Raw genomic sequence first — 19,401 nt, 5'->3', positions numbered from 1 at the left:
GTCCCCTCATGGCCGTGAAGGCGTACGACCTCACCGGACGCACCGCATTCGTCACCGGCGCCGCGAGCGGAATCGGCCGTGCCTGCGCCGTGCTGCTCGCCGAGGCCGGCGCCCTCGTCCACGGCGCGGACCGCGACGCGCCGGGCCTGCACGAGACGGCGACCCTCATCAAGGACCGGGGCGGCATCGCCCACACCCATCACCTCGACGTCACCGACCGCGCCCAGGTCCGGCAGGCCGTCGCCTCCTGTGAGCGCCTGGACGTCATGGCCGCCGTCGCCGGGATCATGCACAGCAGCCCCGTCCTGGAGACCCGCGACGAGGACCTCGACCGGGTTCTCGACGTCAACTTCAAGGGCGTGCTGTACGCCTGCCAGGAGGCCGCGCGGCTGATGATCTCGAACGGGGCCCGGGGCAGCATCGTCACCATGGCCTCGGGCGCCGTGGACACCGGCGGCCCCGGTCTGCTGTGCTACGGCGTCGCCAAGGCGGCCGTGGTCCAGCTGACGAAGACCCTGGCGACCGAGGTCGGCCCGCACGGCATCCGCGTCAACGCCGTCGCCCCGGGCTGGATCCGCACGCCGATGACCGACCGCCGCGATACCGGCGCACAGGAGCGCACCGAGGCGCTCATGTCCCGGATGTCACCGCTGGGCCGGGTCGGTGAACCGGAGGAGATCGCCCACACCGTCCTGCACCTGGCCTCGGACGCGTCATCGTTCACGACGGGCCAGATCCTCCGCCCGAACGGCGGCGTCGCCATGCCCTGGTAACCGCCAGACCCCCGCGCGTCCGCCTCGACCGCCCCCGCCTCCGCGGCAACGGCCTCTCCCGGGCCCGCCTCCCCCGCCGCCAGCCCGGACCGCCCCCCACCGCCACCTCGCAACCTCCCCCTCTCACCACTCCCCACGCCAAGCAGCCCTCCACCGCCCCACCGCCACGGCCCCCGCCGCCCGCCCCTTCGCCACACAGTGCACCGGCAGCAGGCTCAGTCCCCATCCGCCGGCGACGACCGCCCCCTCCACCGCTCCCGCGCCGGGGCTCACCGCGAGCCGCACCACCGCCCACCACCACACCGCGCCGAGCCCCAGAGCGGCCCCCCGCCGCGCTATCACGCACACTCCGCCAGGAACGAGCCCTCCACGACGTTCCGCATCGGCACCTCCGGTGATCAGCCCCGTTCAGCCTCTCCACCATGACCGCCGCGCCGGGCCCGGGCAAACGCACCCCGGCAAACGGACCTCGGCAAACGCACCCCGGCAAACGGATCTCGATAAACGGACCTCGGCAAACAGGCCCCGACATACGCACCCGGCAGACCCCGCCCTCCGCACCCGCAAAATCCGCGCACGCAAAAACCCCGACCGCGCTCTCCGGGCGATCCCGGAGAACCCCGGCCGGGGCCTCCACATTTCGTGTCGTGTGCGCCTGCGCCGTGCGGCAGGTCAGGCGGCGACCACGTCCACCGCCTCGGCGGGCGCCTTGATGGTCACCCGCTCCGGTGGCACACCGGTCACCGACACGGAACCCAGCATGGGACGAACCGGCGTGGGCACAGGCTCGCTGGGGGTGGCGGCAGCAGACTGGGCCAGCTCGGCGAGGGCGAGCTCGTCGCTCACTTCCCGCATGAGCTCGGACATCCGTACGTCCAGCGCGTCGCAGATGGCGGAGAGCAGCTCAGAGGAAGCCTCCTTCTGCCCCCGCTCCACCTCGGAGAGATAGCCGAGTGAGACTCGGGCGGACGAGGAGACTTCGCGCAGAGTACGGCCCTGGCGCTGGCGCTGCCGACGCAGCACGTCACCCAGCAGGCGACGGAGCAGAATCATCGGTGGCTCCCTCCTCGGACCGCGTAGCCGCATCCTTCACGCCCCACCGTACCGCCTTGCGCTGCGGCCGTGCGGGGAGCGATGTCGTGTTCACTCAGGGCTGCAAACATCAAAACCCCCCGTTCTGTTCCGTATCCTGTGCCCGCTCATTCCCGGTCTGTTCGTCCGCAAGCGCCCTCAGAAGCACTGCGAGTACGCTCCGTACACTCTCTCTACGAATTTCCGCGCGGTCGCCGTTCAACCGCAGAGCCTCCGTTTTTCCGCCAGAGGCAGAACGGGGGCCCGCCCCGAACGGCCCGTCCACCGCCACGAAGACCGTCCCGACGGGTTGTCCGTCCTGGGGGTCGGGGCCGGCCACGCCGGTCGTGGCGATGCCCCAGTCGGCGCCCAGCGCCTTGCGCACACCGGCCGCCATCTGGGCCGCGACCTGCGGGTCCACCGCTCCGCGGGCGGCCAGCAGGTCGGCGTCGACGCCGAGCAGTTCCTGCTTGAGGGAGGTCGCGTAGGCGGTGACCGAGCCCCGGAAGGCCTTGGAGGCGCCGGGGACCGCCGTGATCTCCGCCGCGACCAGACCACCCGTGAGCGACTCGGCCACGGCCAGCGTCTCACCCCTCACGGTGAGTAGTCGCACCACGTCGGTGGCCGTCGAACTCACGCCTGCGTCTCCTCCAGAGCGGCCTTGCGCTCGGCGATCCCCTGCCTGCGCAGCACAATGGCCTGTCTCACATAGTCGAGTCCGGTCACCACGGTCAGCACGACCGCCGCGGCCATCACCCACCACCGCAGGGTGGCCAGCCACCCCGTCAGCGCCAGCACGTACATGCCGACGGCGACGCCCTGGGTGAGCGTCTTGAGCTTGCCGCCCCGGCTCGCCGGGATGACGCCGTACCGGATGACGAGGAAACGCATCAGGGTGATGCCGAGTTCCCGGCCGAGGATGACGCCCGTCACCCACCAGGGCAGGTCGCCGAGGGAGGAGAGGCAGATCAGGGCCGCCCCCATGATGGCCTTGTCGGCGATGGGGTCGGCGATCTTCCCGAAGTCGGTGACGAGGTTGTAGGTCCGCGCCAGGTGCCCGTCGAACAGGTCGGTGATCATGGCGATGGCGAAGGCCGCCCAGGCGAGCGAACGCCACGCCGGGTCGTAGCCGCCGTCGGCGAGCATGAGGGCCACGAAGCCGGGCACCAGCAGCAGCCGGAGCATCGTCAGCATGTTGGCGATGTTCCAGACGCTCGCCTGGTTGACCGCCGCGGCCGCGATCTTCCCGCCCCGGGCGGGCCTCAGGGTGCCCTGTTCGTCGGGGGTGGCGCCGGTCATGTCGGCGCCCATCTCGGGCACCGCGCCGGACGCGTCGGCTGCGACGCCCGGGACCGTGGCGGAGGCGGGCCTCGTGGCCGGCCCCTTCGCCTGCGAGGAGCCTCCTGCGGCCGACGCCGGGACACCCGTCATCTGGCTGCCTCCTCACTACACCCGATCGAGCCCTGGAGGGGCTCGGCCACCAGGTCGACGCCTTCCGTGCCGACCACCTTCGCCTCGACCATACGGCCGACGGCCAGTCCCTCGCCCGACGTGAGCAGCACCTGGCCGTCGGTCTCCGGCGCCTGGTGCTCGCCCCGGCCGTGGACGCCCTCGTCGTCCAGCGACTCCACGAGCACGCTCACGGTCTCGCCCACCCGCTCCTCGGCGCGCTGCGAGACGAGTTCCTCGGCGAGCCGGGAGACCCGGGCGAGCCGTTCGGCGACGACGTCCTCGTCGAGCTTGTCGTCGTAGCCGGCGGCCTCGGTGCCCTCCTCGTCGGAGTAGCCGAAGACGCCGATGGCGTCGAGCCGGGCGTGGTTCAGGAACCGCTCCAGCTCCGCGAGGTCGGCCTCGGACTCGCCGGGGAAGCCGACGATGAAGTTGGAGCGCACGCCGGCCTGGGGCGCCTTGCCGCGGATGGTGTCGAGCAGTTCCAGGAAGCGGTCGGTGTCGCCGAAGCGGCGCATCGCGCGCAGCACGCCGGGCGCGGAGTGCTGGAAGGACAGGTCGAAGTAGGGGGCGACCTTCGGGGTGGAGGTCAGCACGTCGATCAGGCCGGGCCGCATCTCGGCCGGCTGGAGGTAGCTGACCCGCACCCGCTCGATGCCGTCGACCTCGGCCAGCTCGGGCAGCAGCGACTCCAGCAGGCGGATGTCGCCGAGGTCCTTGCCGTAGGAGGTGTTGTTCTCGGAGACCAGCATGATCTCCTTGACGCCCTGCTCGGCGAGCCACCGCGTCTCGTTCAGCACGTCGCTCGGCCGGCGCGAGATGAAGGAGCCGCGGAAGGACGGGATGGCGCAGAACGTGCAGCGCCGGTCGCAGCCGGAGGCGAGCTTGACCGAGGCGACCGGGGCGCCGTCGAGCCGGCGGCGCAGGGGCGCGCGCGGGCCGGAGACCGGTGCCACGCCCTCCGGCAGGTCGGCCGGGGCCTCGGCCAGGTCGGCCAGCTCCGCCGGGGCGCCGTGTCCGGGCAGGGCGACGCCGGAGGCGGACTGCCGCTCGGCGGGGCTGATCGGCAGCAGCTTGCGCCGGTCGCGCGGGGTGTGGGCGGCGTGGACGCCGCCGCTCAGGATGGTCTGGAGGCGGTCGGAGATGTCGGCGTAGTCGTCGAAGCCGAGCACGCCGTCGGCCTCCGGGAGGGCCTCGGCGAGGTCCTTGCCGTACCGCTCGGCCATGCAGCCCACCGCCACGACGGCCTGGGTTCTGCCGTGCCCCTTGAGGTCGTTGGCCTCCAGGAGGGCGTCGACGGAGTCCTTCTTGGCGGCCTCGACGAAGCCACAGGTGTTGACGACGGCGACGTCCGCGTTCTCGGCGTCCTCCACGAGCTGCCAGCCGTCCGCCTCCAAACGGCCTGCGAGCTCCTCCGAGTCCACCTCGTTACGGGCGCAGCCAAGGGTGACGAGTGCGACGGTACGGCGTTCAGGCATGGGCTCAAGACTACTTCGTCCCACTGACACCCCCGGCCGACGGGGTTGGCGATCTCCGCCGATCCCGTACGCGCGTGCGGAGGAGCTCAGCCGGCCTGCGGATCGCCCTTGGTGTACGTCAGCCGCTCGACCGCTCCCGGCTGGAAGTCGTCGTCGATCTTCTTGCCGTTGACGTACAGCTGGATCGCCCCGGCGTCGCCGAGGACGAGGCTGATCTTCTCGCTGTCCTGGAAGGTCTTGCTGTCGCCCTTCTTGAGCAGCCCGTCGAACAGCAGCCGGCCGTTGTGGTCCTTGGCGTAGATCCAGCTCTTGCCGTCGGCGGCACTGACCTGGACGGTCACCTTGTCCTGGGGTGCGGCGGCGATGGCGCTGTCGGAGGGCGCCGGCGTCACGTCGACGGGCTTCTCCGACTTCGGGACGGGGGCGGCGGGCGCGCTGCTCGACGGGGTGGCGCCCTCGGCGACGTCCTTGGTCCCCTCGTCGCCGCCCTTGAACGCGGTGAAGCCGACGAAGCCGATCACCGCGACGATCGCGGCGACCATGGCGGCGGTCCAGTTCGGGCCGCGCCGCTCGGGGCGGATGCGTTCCGCCTCGAACAGGGGGGCGGCCGGGGTGGGCGCCGGCCGGCCGCCGTGCAGGGCGTCGAACTGCTCCATCAGCGGGGCGGGATCGAGACGGACGGCCCGCGCGAGGTTGCGGATGTGCCCGCGCGCGTAGACGTCACCGCCGCAGGGGGTGAAGTCGTCCGCCTCGATGGAGTGCACGATGGCGATGCGGACCCGGGTCGCGGTGCTGACGTCGTCGACGGTCATGCCGGCGGCGATGCGCGCCTGCTTCAGGGTTCGGCCGATGGACGGGCGGGCTTCCTCGGGAACGTCTGCGAAGGGACGCTCGTCTTCAGGGGAGTTGCCGATGGACACGGGGGCGCCTTTCGAGCGTGTAGCCACCTGTGCTGGAGGTTCAGTCTAGGGGGGGTGCCAAAGGGAGGGGCAACCGGGCGGTAGCACTTTGTACGCCATCGGTATGGCCGGACACGCCGATGACGGGTCAGACGCGAATCCCGAGGTCGGAACCCTCGTCTGTCTCGCTGAACTTGACGTGTCCCGACGGGAAACGGTTGCGCGTCGCTCTCTAACGGGTGAGTCACGGACGGCCTCCCTCCCCGCGGGAAACGCCTACCCTCCAGACTCCCCACGGATCACCGCGAGCACGCCGTCCAACTCGTCGGGTTTCACAAGAACGTCACGTGCTTTCGATCCTTCGCTCGGCCCGACGATGTTGCGCGACTCCATGAGGTCCATCAGCCGGCCGGCCTTGGCGAAGCCGACGCGCAGCTTGCGCTGGAGCATGGACGTCGACCCGAACTGCGTGGAGACGACGAGTTCGGCCGCCTGGCACAGCAGGTCGAGGTCGTCGCCGATGTCCTCGTCGATCTCCTTCTTCTGCTTGGAGCCGACGGTGACGTCCTCCCGGAAGACGGGCGCCATCTGGTCCTTGCAGTGCTGCACGACGGCCGCGACCTCGGCCTCGGTGACGAACGCGCCCTGCATACGGGTCGGCTTGTTGGCCCCCATCGGCAGGATCAGCCCGTCGCCCTTGCCGATGAGCTTTTCGGCGCCGGGCTGGTCGAGGATGACCCGCGAGTCGGCGAGCGACGACGTGGCGAAGGCGAGCCGGGAGGGCACGTTCGCCTTGATCAGGCCGGTGACGACGTCGACGGAGGGCCGCTGGGTGGCGAGCACCAGGTGGATGCCGGCCGCGCGCGCGAGCTGCGTGATCCGCACGATCGAGTCCTCGACGTCGCGCGGAGCGACCATCATCAGGTCCGCGAGCTCGTCGACGATCACCAGCAGGTACGGGTACGGCTGGAGCTCGCGTTCGCTGCCCTCGGGCGGCTTGACCTTGCCCTCCCGCACGGCGCGGTTGAAGTCGTCGATGTGCCGGTAGCCGTATGCCGCCAGGTCGTCATACCTGAGGTCCATCTCGCGTACGACCCACTGGAGGGCCTCGGCGGCCCGCTTGGGGTTGGTGATGATCGGCGTGATCAGGTGCGGGATGCCCTCGTAGGCGGTCAGTTCGACGCGCTTGGGGTCGACGAGGATCATCCGGACGTCCTCCGGCGTCGCCCGCATCATGATCGACGTGATCAGGCAGTTGATGCAGGACGACTTGCCGGAGCCGGTGGCGCCGGCGACCAGCATGTGCGGCATCTTCGCCAGCGAGTGCATGACGTAGCCGCCCTCGACGTCCTTGCCGAAGGCGACCAGCATCGGGTCGTCGTCCTCCGCGGACTCCGCGAGCCGCAGCACGTCACCGAGGTTGACCATCTCCCGGTCGGTGTTGGGGATCTCGATGCCGACCGCCGACTTGCCGGGGATCGGCGAGATGATCCGCACATCGGGGCTGGCGACGGCGTACGCGATGTTCTTCGTCAGCGCGGTGATCCGCTCGACCTTGACGGCGGGGCCGAGCTCGACCTCGTAGCGCGTGACCGTCGGGCCGCGGGTGAAGCCGGTGACGGCGGCGTCGACCTTGAACTCGGTGAAGACGGTCGTGAGCGAGGCGACGACGGCGTCGTTGGCCGCGCTGCGCGCCTTGCCGGGCCCCCCGCGCGTGAGGAGGTCCAGCGCCGGCAGCGAGTAGGTGATGTCGCCGGACAGCTGGAGCTGCTCGGCGCGCGGCGGCAGGTCGCGCGGCTGGTCGGGGGCGGCCTTGGTCAGGTCGGGGACCGGGCCCGACGCGGACTTCTTCTCCTGCTCGGGACGCGCGCTCTCCGGCGCGGGGCGCGTGCTCCCCTGCTCCGGGCGCGCGTCCGGCGCGGGGACGGGCGTCGGCGTGGCCGGTTCCCGCTCGCCCGTGCGCACGCCCTGGGTGAGGTCGGCGACGGTCCGCGAGGGCGGCATGCCGTGCAGGACGGCCCCGTCGAGGTCGGCCGCCGCCGCGGCGGCGATGTCCACGGCGTCCATCTCCCGGTCCATCGCGGGCTGCGGCACCGCGGAGCGCCGGGGCCTGCCGCGGCGCTGGGAGAGCGCATCCTGCTCGGTCCCGTCGGGGTCGTACGCCTGCGGGGCGCCCGACCGCCTGCGGGGGCGCGCGGGCAGCGCCTCGCGCCACTGTTCGTCGTAGCGCTCGTCGTCGTAGCGCTCCACGTCGTCCGTGAACTCGTCGTAGTCGTCGGCGGGGTCGTGCAGTACGCCCAGGCGCACGCCGAGCTGCCGCAGCCGCTGCGGAATGGCGTTGACGGGCGTGGCGGTGACCACCAGCAGCCCGAAGACCGTGAGCAGCACGAGCAGCGGCACGGCGAGGACCTCGCCCATGGCGTACGTCAGCGGGGTGGCCGCGCCCCAGCCGATGAGCCCGCCGGCGTCCCTTATGGCCTGCATGCCGTCGCTGCGGGCGGGCGCGCCGCACGCGATGTGGACCTGGCCGAGCACGCCGATGACCAGCGCGGACAGCCCGATCACGATGCGGCCGTTGGCCTCGGGCTGCTCGGGGTGGCGGATGAACCGCACCGCGATGACCGCGAAGAGGATGGGCACGAGCAGGTCGAGCCGGCCGAAGGAGCCGGTCACCAGGATCTCGACGAGGTCGCCGACGGGGCCGCGCAGATCGGCCCAGGTGCCCGCCGCGACGATCAGCGCGACGCCGAGCAGCAGCAGCGCGACGCCGTCCTTGCGGTGGGCGGGGTCGAGGTTCTTCGCGCCGGTCCCTATGCCGCGGAACACCGCGCCCACAGCGTGCGCCAGGCCCAGCCAGAGGGCGCGCACGAGCCGGTACACGCCCCCGGTGGGGTTGGGCGCCGGCTTGGGTGCGGGCTTCTTGGCCACGGCCTTCTTGACGGCCGCCTTCTTCGCGGGCGCCCGCTTCGCCGGCGGCTTTTTCGCGGCGGCCTTCTTCGCCGGAGCCTTCGCGGGAGCAGCCGCCTTCCTGGCGGGCTGCTTCTTGGCTGCGGAGGGACGTGAGGCCATGGGTGTGAGATTACCGGTGGAGACGCAAGCGGACACGTGTGGCCACTGCTTCACCCGTTCGTGTCGTCCGGGGAGAGGCGTGAAACTGACGCCCGCTCACGCGCAACTCCCGGCGCGGCACGCGTCAGTTCCGCTCAGCTCGGCGACGGCACCGACGCCGTACCGCTGCCCGTGCCCGGCTCCAGCGCGTCCAGCGCCCGCCGCAGGCCGGTGAGTTTGCGCTCCAGATGCGCCGCCGTGGCCACCGCCGCCGCGTCCGCCGACTCGTCGTCGAGCTGCTTGGACAGCGCCTCCGCCTGCTCCTCGACCGCCGCGAGCCGCGCGGAGAGCTCGGCGAGCAGCCCGGCCGACTCCTTGGCGCCGCCGACCGCCGACTTCCCGCCGCCCTCCAACTGGAGCCGCAGCAGCGCCGCCTGCTCACGCAGCTGGCAGTTCTTCATGTACAGCTCGACGAACACCGACACCTTCGCGCGCAGCACCCACGGGTCGAACGGCTTGGAGATGTAGTCCACCGCGCCCGCCGCGTACCCGCGGAAGGTGTGGTGGGGACCGTGGTTGATCGCCGTCAGGAAGATGATCGGGATGTCCCGCGTCCGTTCTCGCCGCTTGATGTGCGCGGCCGTTTCGAAACCGTCCATTCCCGGCATCTGGACATCCAGCAGAATGACCGCGAAGTCGTCCGTCAGCAGTGCTTTGAGCGCCTCTTCCCCGGACGATGCCCGCACCAGCGTCTGATCGAGCGCCGAGAGGATCGCCTCCAGCGCCAGCAGATTCTCCGGCCGGTCATCGACCAGGAGGATCTTGGCCTTCTGCACCATGGCCCGCCCTCCTCGCCCCGGCAGTGCACCGGGCGCCGCCCCTGGGGACGACTCCTTTGCGCCGCCCTTCCTTGTGCCGGTCATGGTAGCCGTACCCCGACCGTCGCCACACCCTGTCACCGTGATGTCACTGTGCACGTAGCAGGAACGCGGCATGAGACCAGAAGGTTCCCCGAATCCCGCCCCGCTACACGACTTCGGACACCCTGAGTCAGCAACTTCTCGTGTCCTCGGATGGTTCCCGTCACTCCTCCCGCATCCACTGTTCCATCACCGACAGCAGATGATCGGGATCGACCGGCTTGGTGACGTAGTCGGAGGCGCCCGACTCGATCGCCTTCTCCCGGTCGCCCTTCATCGCCTTCGCGGTCAGCGCGATGATCGGCAGCCCGGAGAACTGCGGCATCCGCCGGATCGCGTTGGTCGTCGCATACCCGTCCATCTCGGGCATCATGATGTCCATCAGGACGACCGCCACGTCGTCGTGCTGCTCCAGCACCTCGATGCCCTCACGGCCGTTCTCCGCGTACAGCACCGACAGACCGTGCTGCTCCAGCACGCTCGTCAACGCGAACACGTTGCGGATGTCGTCATCGACGATCAGCACCTTCTCGCCGCCGAACCGGACGCCCCGGTGCCCGTGCCGCGCCGCCTCCTGCCCCAGCGGCGCCCACTGCTCGGGCCGCCCGACCTGAGGCTCGTCGCCGGCCACCGTCCGCCGCCGGCGCCGGAACAGCGCGGCGGCGCCGTTCTGCGTCTCCTGGTACGACTTCACCTCGGCCGGCGTCTCGACCTCCACGTCGGACACCTCCGCCGTCCCGTTCTCCGACGCCACCAGGTCGCCCGCCTCCAGCGAGGGCACGATCTGCTGGTAGCCCTGCGGAGGCAGCTCGCTCGGATGCAGCGGCAGGTACAGCGTGAACGTCGAACCGCGGCCCGGCTCGCTCTGGGCGTAGATCTCACCGCCGAGCAACTGCGCGATCTCCCGCGAGATGGACAGCCCGAGACCCGTACCGCCGTACTTGCGGCTCGTCGTGCCGTCCGCCTGCTTGAACGCCTCGAAGATCACCCGCATCTTTCCGGCCGCGATCCCGATGCCGGTGTCGGTCACCGAGAACGCGATCAGCGGCGCGTCCGCGTCGGTCAGCGACCCGGCCTCCAGCAACTGCTCCCGGATCGCCACCGGCACATCCCCGCCGGCCGGCCGGATCACCAGCTCGACCGACCCCGAATCGGTGAACTTCACCGCGTTGGACAGCAGGTTGCGCAGCACCTGCAACAACCGCTGCTCGTCCGTGTGCAGCGTCGCCGGCAGCTCCGGCGACACCCGCACCGACAGGTCCAGGCCCTTCTCCGCCGTCAGCGGCCGGAAGGTCGCCTCCACGTAGTCGACGAGCTGGACCAGCGCGATCCGCGTCGGCGAGACGTCCATCTTGCCCGCCTCCACCTTCGACAGGTCGAGGATGTCGTTGATCAGCTGGAGCAGATCGGAACCCGCGCCGTGGATCGTCTCGGCGAACTCGACCTGCTTGGGCGTCAGGTTCGTGTCCGCGTTGTCCGCGAGCAACTTCGCCAGGATCAGCAGCGAGTTGAGCGGCGTGCGCAGCTCGTGCGACATGTTGGCGAGGAACTCGCTCTTGTAGCGCATCGACACCGCGAGCTGCTCGGCCCGCTCCTCCAGGACCTGGCGCGCCTCCTCGATCTCGGTGTTCTTCACCTCGATGTCCCGGTTCTGCCGCGCCAACAGCTCGGCTTTCTCCTCCAGTTCGGCGTTGGACGCCTGGAGGGCCTTCTGCCGCTGCTCCAACTCCGCCGACCGCTCCCGCAGTTGCTCGGTGAGCTCCTGCGACTGCTTCAGCAGCTGCTCCGTCTTGGTGTTGACGGAGATCGTGTTGACGCTCGTCGCGATCATCTCGGCGAGCTGATTGAGGAAGTCCTTCTGGATCTGCGTGAACGGCGTGAACGACGCCAGCTCGATCACACCCAGCACCTGGCCCTCGAACAGCACCGGCAGCACGATCACCTGCGCGGGCGGCGCCTCACCGAGCCCGGAGGAGATCTTCAGATAGCCGGTCGGGGCGTCGGAGACGAGAATCGTCCGCTTCTCCTCCGCGGCCGTCCCCACAAGCGCCTCACCCGGGCGGAAAGACGTCGGCATCGAACCCATCGAGTAGCCGTACGAGCCCAGCATCCGCAACTCGTAGTGGTCACCGCTGCCGTCGGCCGACGGCATCGCCAGGAAGAACGCGCCGTGCTGCGCGGCCACCAGGGGCGGCAGCTCACTCATGATCAGCGAAGCCACGTCCTCCAGGTCGCGCCGCCCCTGCATCAGGGCGGACACGCGCGCGAGGTTGCCCTTGAGCCAGTCCTGCTCCTTGTTGGCGATCGTGGTGTCACGCAGGTTGGCGATCATCTTGTTGATGTAGTCCTGGAGCTCCTGGATCTCGCCGGACGCGTCCACGTCGATCTTCAGGTTCAGGTCGCCGCGGGTCACCGCGGTCGCCACGCGCGCGATGGCACGCACCTGCCGGGTCAGGTTCCCGGCCATCTCGTTCACCGACTCGGTGAGGTCGCGCCAGGTGCCGTCGACGTCACGCACGCGTGCCTGACCGCCGAGCTGCCCCTCGGTGCCCACCTCGCGGGCCACCCGCGTGACCTCCTCGGCGAACGACGACAGCTGGTCGACCATCGTGTTGATGGTCGTCTTCAGCTCGAGGATCTCCCCGCGCGCGTCGATGTCGATCTTCTTCGTCAGGTCGCCCTTGGCGATGGCCGTCGTCACCATGGCGATGTTGCGCACCTGACCCGTCAGGTTGGACGCCATCCCGTTCACCGAGTCGGTGAGGTCCTTCCACGTGCCCGCCACACCCGGCACATGCGCCTGACCGCCCAGGATGCCGTCCGTGCCCACCTCACGGGCCACCTTGGTGACCTGCTCGGCGAACGAGCTCAGCGTCTTCACCATCGTGTTGAAGGTGTCCGCGAGCTGCTGCACCTCGCCACGCGCCTCGATCGTCACCGTCCGCGTCAGATCGCCGTTGGCGACGGCCGCCGCGACCTGGGAGATGTTGCGCACCTGCATGGTCAGGTTCTTGGCCATCAGGTTGACGTTGTCGCTGAGGTCCTTCCAGATGCCCACCACGCCCGGCACATGCGCCTGACCGCCCAGGATGCCCTCGGTGCCCACCTCACGGGCCACCCGCGTCACCTGCTCGGCGAACGACGACAGCTGGTCCACCATCGTGTTGACGGTCGTCACCAGCTCCAGGATCTCGCCCTTGGCGTCGACCGTGATCTTCTTCGACAGGTCGCCCTTGGCGACCGCGGTCGTGACCTCGGCGATGTTGCGCACCTGGATCGTCAGGTTGTTCGCCATGAAGTTCACCGACTGCGTGAGGTCCTTCCAGGTGCCGGAGACGCCCTGCACCTCGGCCTGACCGCCGAGAATGCCCTCCGTGCCCACCTCACGGGCCACCCTTGTGACCTCCTCCGCGAACGACGACAGCTGGTCCACCATCGTGTTCAGGGTGTTCTTCAGCTCCAGGATCTCCCCGCGCGCGTCCACGGTGATCTTCTGGGACAGGTCGCCCCGCGCCACCGCCGTGGCCACCTGGGCGATGTTGCGCACCTGGCCGGTCAGGTTGGACGCCATGCCGTTCACGGAATCCGTCAGATCGCGCCACACACCGGCCACGCCGGGCACCTGCGCCTGACCTCCCAGCCGGCCCTCCGTGCCCACCTCGCGCGCGACCCGGGTCACCTGGTCGGCGAAGGCCGACAGCTGGTCCACCATCGTGTTGATGGTGTTCTTCAGCTCCAGGATCTCCCCGCGCGCGTCCACGTCGATCTTCTGCGACAGGTCACCGCGGGCCACCGCCGTCGTCACCTGCGCGATCTGCCGCACCTGGGAGGTGAGGTTGCCGGCCATGAAGTTGACGGAGTCGGTGAGCTCCTTCCACGTGCCGGAGACACCGTCCACCCGGGCCTGACCGCCGAGCCGACCCTCCGTGCCCACGTCCCGGGCCATCCGCGTCACCTGGTCGGCGAACGACGACAACTGGTCCACCATCGTGTTCACGGTGTTCTTCAGCTGCGCCATCTCACCGGACACGTCCACGGTGACCTTCTGCGACAGATCGCCGTTGGCCACCGCCGTCGTCACCTGCGCGATGTTCCTCACCTGTCCGGTGAGATTCCGGAACGCCGTGTTGACGGAGTCCGTCAGGTCCTTCCACGTCCCCGCCGCACCCGACACCTGCGCCTGACCGCCGAGCTCGCCCTCGACACCGATCTCCCGCGCCACGCGCGTCACCTCGGCGCCGAACGCCGACAGCTGGTCCACCATCCCGTTGACGGTGTTCTTCAGCTCCAGCATCTCCCCGGCCACGTCCACCGTGACCTTCTGCGACAGATCACCGTTGGCCACCGCCGTCGTCACCGCGGCGATGTCCCTCACCTGCGTGGTCAGATTCCGGAACACCGTGTTGACGGAGTCCGTCAGGTCCTTCCACGTCCCCGCCGCACCCGGCACGTTCGCCTGCCCGCCGAGCTGCCCCGCCGCGCCGACCTCGTTGGCCACGCGCGTGACCTCGTCCGCGAAGATCCGCAGCGTCTCGGTCATCTGGTTGATCGTCTCGGCGAGCTGCGCGACCTCGCCGCGCGCCGGCACCGTCACCTTCCGCGACAGGTCGCCGTTCGCGACCGCCGTCGTCACCTCGGCGATCCCCCGCACCTGGGCCGTGAGATTGCCGGCCATGGTGTTCACGGAATCCGTCAGCTCTTTCCACACCCCGTCCACGCCGGTCACCTGAGCCTGACCGCCCAGAATGCCCTCGGTGCCCACCTCACGGGCCACCCGCGTCACCTCGGACGAGAACGCCGACAACTGGTCCACCATCGTGTTGACGGTGTTCTTCAGCTCCAGCATCTCGCCTTCGACATGCACGGTGACCTTCCGCGACAGGTCGCCCTTGGCCACCGCCGTCGTCACCAGCGCGATGTCCCGCACCTGCGCCGTCAGCCGCTCCGCCATCGTGTTGACGGACTCCGTGAGGTCCTTCCACGAACCGGACATACCGCGCACCTGGGCCTGACCGCCCAGCTTGCCCTCGGTCCCCACCTCACTGGCCACACGCGTGACCTCGTCGGTGAACGTCGACAACTGGTCCACCAGGTTGTTGACGGTCCGACCCACCTTCAGGAACTCACCGCGCAGCGGATGCCCGGCCCCCTCGGGGGTGTGCGCCCGCAGCTCCATACGCGGCGACAGATCGCCCTCGGCCACCGCCGACAGCACCCGCCCGACCTCCGACACCGGCCGCACCAGGTCGTCGACCAGCGCGTTCGAGTTGTCGACGGCGGTCGCCCAGGAACCCTCACAGGCGCCCGTCTCCAGCCGCTCCGTGAGCTTTCCCTCACGTCCCACCACGCGCCGCACCCGCGACAACTCACCCGTGAGGTGGAGATTGCGGTCGGCGACCTCGTTGAAGACCGCCGAGATCTCCGACATCACGCCGTCACCGGACACCGTGAGCCGCTTGCGGAAGTTCCCGTCCCGCATGGACACCAGAGCCGCCAGCAGCCGGTGCAGCGCCGCCGTGTCCACCTCCGTGGTCCCCGTCCGGGACGTGCGCTGCCTGTTCAGGGACTGTCCGCCTTTCGCGCGCGCCTTAGTGCCCCGCGTCGCTGCGCCAGACTCCACTTGTCCCTCCCGCAGGGATCGACCGTCTTACTGCCCGATGAAATCAGGCAGGCCCGAGGGGCTGCTGCCCGCCGTACACACAAGACACCCAGTCTGCCCGGACCTTCACAAGAAGCTTGCCCAGTGTTTCACCCTCGCCGAACCAGGCCATAACAGTTCGGCAGCTTCGCACACGGTCCGCACACGCCGGGGACGGAAACACCGGCGACCGGCATCCGTACGGACGGGGAAGGTAAGTAACCTTGCATGCGGCTGTCCAGCCGCACCGGTCCGTCCGGCCTGGGCGGTGGCACGAGCACGAGCGGGCATCGGAGGGCGGCCGCACACATGACCACCGGACTGATCCCGGGGGGACAGAACCCGGACCCCCGGCCGACGAGCACGCTGCCGCAGCAGCGGCACGAACCGGACGGCCGGGCAGCCCCGCATGTCGACAACCGGCCGAGGAGTTCTGTGATCACCGCGCGCGCGGCCGCCAGCTTCGAGCCCGTCGGGCGATCGGTAGCGACCGCCCGCTCCTTCGTCCGCGACACCCTCCAGGGCTGGGGATTCGCCGACATCGTCGACGACGCGGTGGTCCTCACCAGCGAACTGGTCACCAACGCCGTGGTCCACGCCGGCACCCACGCCGACGTCCTGTGCCTGCGCACCGACGACGGCATCCGCATCGAGGTCTCCGACCGCTACCCGGAGCGCGAGATCCCGCTCCAGGGCTCCCCCGCCACCATGGGCAGCCCCGACCGCGAGGGCGGCCGCGGCCTCCAGCTGTGCGCGGCGATCGCCGGCCGCTGGGGCGTCGAGTACACGCCGACGCACAAGCAGGTCTGGTTCCGACTCGACCTCCCCGACCGCCCGGTGGGCACCCGCGCCGCGGGCCCCTCCCTCCCCTCCGACCTCCTCCCCCTCGCCGACAGCCGGGTCCGCGTCGCGGTCGTCCAGATCGACCGCGTGGGCGCCATCTCCGCCTGGAACGAGGACGCGGAGGAACTCTTCGGCTACCCCGCCGACCAAGTCACCGGCAAACCCCTCACCGACCTCGCCGCCTGGCCCCACACCCCCGGCACCAGCACCGGCATCGCCGAGGCGCTCCAACTCTCGCGCTGGGAGGGCAGCTACGGCATCCGCGGCGCCGACGGCCGCGTCACCCCCGTCTACGCCTCGCACCTGCGCGTGCGCGACACCGACGGCGACCCCTCCACCGTCTGCCTCCTCGTCCGCGACCACGAACGCGCGGTCCTCCAGACCCCGTTGCGCCTGCCGTCCTCCGACGCCTCCTCCTCCGGGGACGGCCAGAACGCCGACCCCTTCGAGGTGTTCATCGGCTCCCCGGCCCCGGACGACCTCGACGGCCTCCTCCAGCGCACGGTCGAACGCGCCCGCGACATGCTCGACGGCGACTCCGCCTTCCTCCTCCTCGCCACCGACGACGAGACGGAGTTGGAGGTCCGCGCCTCCACCGGCCTGCCCTCCGCCCGCCAGCGCTTCGCGCGCGTGCCCGTGGAGGCGGGCCCCGGCCGCTACGGCTCCGCGCGCATGCCGGCCGTCCACGAGGACCTCCTCGCCGTCCCCGGCGCGGTGCCCCTGCTCGGCGGCACGGGCATGCGCTCCGTGGTCACCGTCCCGCTGAAGGTCGAGGGCCGCCTCACCGGCTCCCTGGGCGTCGCCGCCGAAGGCCCCGGCAGATACTCCAACGAGGAGGCCCTGCGCCTCCAGTTCGCCGCGGACCGCATCGCGCTGGCGGTCGAGTCGGCCCGCCTCGGCGAGCTGGAACGGCTGCGCCGAGGCTCCCTCAGCTTCCTCGTCGAGGCCTCCGACCTCCTGGCCGGCACCCTCGACCGCGACCAGACCCTCGCCCTGATGGCCCAGATGACGGTCCCGACCCTGGCGACCTGGTGCGCGGTCTACACGATCGCCGACCAGGCCTCCGACCCCTACCTGTCGTACGTCCTGCACGAGGACGAGGAACTCATCGACGGCATCAAGTCGTTGCTCTCGAAGATCGCCCCGCCGGACCCGGTCCCCACCCCGGGCGCCCGCGTCTGGTCCGCCCCAGGCGAGGCCGCGCACGAGGCGGCGCTGCGCAGTTCCATGCGCAGCCTCGGCCTGACCGGCGGCCCGTCCCACCAGGTCACCTCGGGCATCGGTCCGACGCTGGCCACCGCCTCGGCGGTCGGCGGCGAGACCGTCGTCCTCCCCCTGGTCGCCCGCAACCGCGTCATCGGCATGCTCACCCTCGGCAAGCCCACCGACGAGCACTTCCGTCAGGAGATCCTGGAACTGGCCGAGGACCTGAGCCGCCGAGCGGCCCTCGCCCTCGACAACGCCCGCCTCTACTCCGAGCGCACGGCCATCAGCCAGTCCCTCCAGCGCAGCCTGCTGCCCCCGGAGCTCCCGCAGGTCGACGGCGTCGAGGTGGAGGTCATCTACCGCGCGGCCGGCGAGGGCAACGAGGTCGGCGGCGACTTCTACGACGTCTTCCCGATCAGCGACGGCGCGTACGGCTTCGCCATCGGCGACGTCTGCGGAACGGGCCCGAACGCCGCCGCGGTGACGGGCTTGGCCCGCCATGCCCTGCGGCTCCTTGCCCGGGAGGGCCTCAGCGGTCCCGCGGTCCTGGAGCGTCTGAACTCCGCGATCCTCGACGAGGGCGCCCGCAGCCGCTTCCTCACGCTGCTCTACGGCGAGATGCGCCCGCAGGAGGACGGCAGCGCCGAGCTGAAGGTGGTCTGCGCCGGCCACCCCCTCCCGCTGCGCCTCCGCCAGGACGGCACCGTCGAGCCCGCGGCCGAACCGCAGCCGCTCCTCGGCGTCATCGAGGACCTGGAGCTCTACGAGCAGACGGTCACCCTCGACCCCGGCGACGTCCTGCTCTGTGTCACGGACGGCGTCACCGAACGCCGTGAGGGCACCCGCATGCTGGGCGACGACGGCCTCGCCGACGTCCTCACCACCTGCACGGGCCTGACGGCCGGCGCGGTCGCGGCCCGCATCATGCGCGCGGTGGAGCGCTTCGCCTCGGACGCCCCGTCCGACGACATGGCGATCCTGGCGATGCGAGTGGCGTGAGAAAGGCACCCGGAACATCCGGAACATGAAGAAAGCCCCCGCCCGAATGGGCGGGGGCTTTCTTTGTGGAGCCCCCTAACGGAATCGAACCGTTGACCTTCTCCTTACCATGGAGACGCTCTGCCGACTGAGCTAAGGGGGCTGGTCACTTTTCGAGGCTTCCCTCGCGGCAACAGAACAGATCGTACCCCGAACTGGCCGGTGTTCCCAAACTCGTTCAGAAGGCAGGTTGAAGCAGTCCGCCGAGCGCGTTGCAGGCGGCGACGACGCGCTGCATGTCCCTTCGGGTGAGCGAGGCGTCCACGGGCAGCGCGAGCGTCTCGTCGGCGGCCAGCTCGGTCTGCGGCAGGGTGACGCAGCGCCGGAACTCGGGCAGCCGGTGCAGCGGGGTCTTCACAGGCACGCGGCAGTCGACTCCCCGTGCGCGCAGGGCCCTTGCGAACGCGTCCCGATCGGGCCGGCCGTTGCCCGGCACCCGCACCACGTACTGCTGGTAGGTGTGCCCGTCGCCACTGTCCGGCGTCCGCACCCCCCGCAGGCGTGAGTTGAGGTACGCGGCTCGCTCCCTGCGCTGCGCGACCTCGTCGTGCGGGGCTTCGGTCTCTCCCCGTTCGAGCACCAACAGCTGGTGCCGCCGCCCCAGTTCGTGCAGCCGCACAAGATCGGCGGGCCGCCCGAAGCGATGCACGACAACGACGCCTGTGGTCCGCGGAGTTATGACGGCTTCGACGGCCGCCGCGTCGAGGCAGTACGTCGTCGGGTCGACGTCGGCGAAGACGGGAAGCGCGCCCACCTGGGCCACCGCTTCGGCTACGTCGACGTTCCCGAAGGCCGGCACGATGACCTCGTCACCGATCCCGACGCCTGCGGCCCTGAGCAATGCAGCAGTACCCATGTGCTGGATGCTGGGCGCGCAACGTGAACTTCAAGTGACCGGGAACAAAAAAGGGTTGGGCCCTGAACCGAAGTTCAGGGCCCAACCCTTTGAATGATTGTTCGGCGGCGTCCTACTCTCCCACAGGGTCCCCCCTGCAGTACCATCGGCGCTGTAAGGCTTAGCTTCCGGGTTCGGAATGT

General features: G+C 70.4%; 12 protein-coding genes, 1 tRNA gene and 1 rRNA gene. 2 read left to right on the top strand and 12 right to left on the bottom strand.

Translation table 11 applies throughout. The annotated features are described in order from the left end of the window. The first annotated feature begins 8 nt into the window (after positions 1 to 8). A complete protein-coding gene (locus ACFYX4_RS35380) occupies positions 9 to 773 on the top strand; it encodes an SDR family NAD(P)-dependent oxidoreductase (RefSeq protein ID WP_389342453.1) in 765 nt (254 codons plus the stop codon). Positions 774 to 896: 123 nt separating this feature from the next. Here the strand turns inward: ACFYX4_RS35380 and ACFYX4_RS35375 are convergent, their stop codons facing one another. The 9 genes from ACFYX4_RS35375 to ACFYX4_RS35335 form a co-directional block, all read right to left on the bottom strand. Then, positions 897 to 1,115, bottom strand: a complete 219-nt coding sequence (locus ACFYX4_RS35375) for a hypothetical protein (RefSeq protein WP_389342450.1) — start codon at positions 1,113 to 1,115, stop codon at positions 897 to 899. Between the two features lie 330 nt (positions 1,116 to 1,445). Further along, on the bottom strand, positions 1,446 to 1,826 hold the full coding sequence (locus ACFYX4_RS35370; protein ID WP_003993396.1) for a helix-turn-helix domain-containing protein: 381 nt from the start codon (positions 1,824 to 1,826) through the stop codon (positions 1,446 to 1,448). Between the two features lie 109 nt (positions 1,827 to 1,935). Beyond that, positions 1,936 to 2,481, bottom strand: coding sequence for a CinA family protein (locus tag ACFYX4_RS35365; RefSeq protein WP_389342447.1), 546 nt, complete (start codon positions 2,479 to 2,481; stop codon positions 1,936 to 1,938). Further along, entirely contained in the window at positions 2,478 to 3,275 is a 798-nt protein-coding gene (gene pgsA / locus ACFYX4_RS35360; protein WP_389342444.1) for a CDP-diacylglycerol--glycerol-3-phosphate 3-phosphatidyltransferase, read from the bottom strand. Before pgsA ends, ACFYX4_RS35365 begins: the two co-directional genes overlap by 4 nt. Then, positions 3,272 to 4,771, bottom strand: a complete 1,500-nt coding sequence (gene rimO / locus ACFYX4_RS35355; RefSeq protein WP_389342441.1) for a 30S ribosomal protein S12 methylthiotransferase RimO — start codon at positions 4,769 to 4,771, stop codon at positions 3,272 to 3,274. Before rimO ends, pgsA begins: the two co-directional genes overlap by 4 nt. Before the next feature lie 86 nt (positions 4,772 to 4,857). Further along, positions 4,858 to 5,691, bottom strand: coding sequence for a helix-turn-helix domain-containing protein (locus ACFYX4_RS35350; RefSeq protein ID WP_389342438.1), 834 nt, complete (start codon positions 5,689 to 5,691; stop codon positions 4,858 to 4,860). 255 nt (positions 5,692 to 5,946) lie between these two features. Continuing rightward, positions 5,947 to 8,739 (bottom strand): DNA translocase FtsK, encoded by a 2,793-nt coding sequence (locus ACFYX4_RS35345; protein WP_389342435.1) that lies wholly within the window; start codon positions 8,737 to 8,739, stop codon positions 5,947 to 5,949. 134 nt (positions 8,740 to 8,873) lie between these two features. Further along, positions 8,874 to 9,557 (bottom strand): two-component system response regulator, encoded by a 684-nt coding sequence (locus ACFYX4_RS35340; RefSeq protein WP_389342432.1) that lies wholly within the window; start codon positions 9,555 to 9,557, stop codon positions 8,874 to 8,876. A gap of 244 nt (positions 9,558 to 9,801) precedes the next feature. Next, positions 9,802 to 15,258, bottom strand: a complete 5,457-nt coding sequence (locus tag ACFYX4_RS35335) for a HAMP domain-containing protein (protein ID WP_389342428.1) — start codon at positions 15,256 to 15,258, stop codon at positions 9,802 to 9,804. A 327-nt stretch (positions 15,259 to 15,585) separates the two neighbouring features. Here ACFYX4_RS35335 and ACFYX4_RS35330 point away from each other — a divergent pair, with 327 nt between their 5' ends. Beyond that, positions 15,586 to 18,324, top strand: a complete 2,739-nt coding sequence (locus ACFYX4_RS35330; protein ID WP_389342425.1) for a SpoIIE family protein phosphatase — start codon at positions 15,586 to 15,588, stop codon at positions 18,322 to 18,324. A 66-nt stretch (positions 18,325 to 18,390) separates the two neighbouring features. Here the strand turns inward: ACFYX4_RS35330 and ACFYX4_RS35325 are convergent. The 3 genes from ACFYX4_RS35325 to rrf all read right to left on the bottom strand — a co-directional run. Then, a tRNA-Thr gene (locus ACFYX4_RS35325) sits at positions 18,391 to 18,466 on the bottom strand. Between the two features lie 75 nt (positions 18,467 to 18,541). After that, a complete protein-coding gene (locus ACFYX4_RS35320; protein ID WP_389342653.1) occupies positions 18,542 to 19,204 on the bottom strand; it encodes a DegT/DnrJ/EryC1/StrS family aminotransferase in 663 nt (220 codons plus the stop codon). Between the two features lie 114 nt (positions 19,205 to 19,318). Further along, positions 19,319 to 19,401 (bottom strand): 5S ribosomal RNA (gene rrf, locus ACFYX4_RS35315); the annotation flags it as partial.

It is taken from the genome of Streptomyces sp. NPDC002328, from assembly GCF_042890065.1.
Lineage (GTDB): Bacteria > Actinomycetota > Actinomycetes > Streptomycetales > Streptomycetaceae > Streptomyces.
Note: the sequence above shows the minus strand (reverse complement) of the source record. Positions and strands in the feature narration are given on the sequence as shown.

What these genes read in the sequence shown, in the direction of transcription:
- ACFYX4_RS35340 (WP_389342432.1), bottom strand. Translation starts at nt 9,557, where the DNA reads ATGGTGCAGAAGGCCAAGATCCTCCTGGTCGATGACCGGCCGGAGAAT.
- rimO (WP_389342441.1), bottom strand. Translation starts at nt 4,771, where the DNA reads ATGCCTGAACGCCGTACCGTCGCACTCGTCACCCTTGGCTGCGCCCGT.
- ACFYX4_RS35330 (WP_389342425.1), top strand. Translation starts at nt 15,586, where the DNA reads ATGACCACCGGACTGATCCCGGGGGGACAGAACCCGGACCCCCGGCCG.
- pgsA (WP_389342444.1), bottom strand. Translation starts at nt 3,275, where the DNA reads ATGACGGGTGTCCCGGCGTCGGCCGCAGGAGGCTCCTCGCAGGCGAAG.
- ACFYX4_RS35370 (WP_003993396.1), bottom strand. Translation starts at nt 1,826, where the DNA reads ATGATTCTGCTCCGTCGCCTGCTGGGTGACGTGCTGCGTCGGCAGCGC.
- ACFYX4_RS35345 (WP_389342435.1), bottom strand. Translation starts at nt 8,739, where the DNA reads ATGGCCTCACGTCCCTCCGCAGCCAAGAAGCAGCCCGCCAGGAAGGCG.
- ACFYX4_RS35380 (WP_389342453.1), top strand. Translation starts at nt 9, where the DNA reads ATGGCCGTGAAGGCGTACGACCTCACCGGACGCACCGCATTCGTCACC.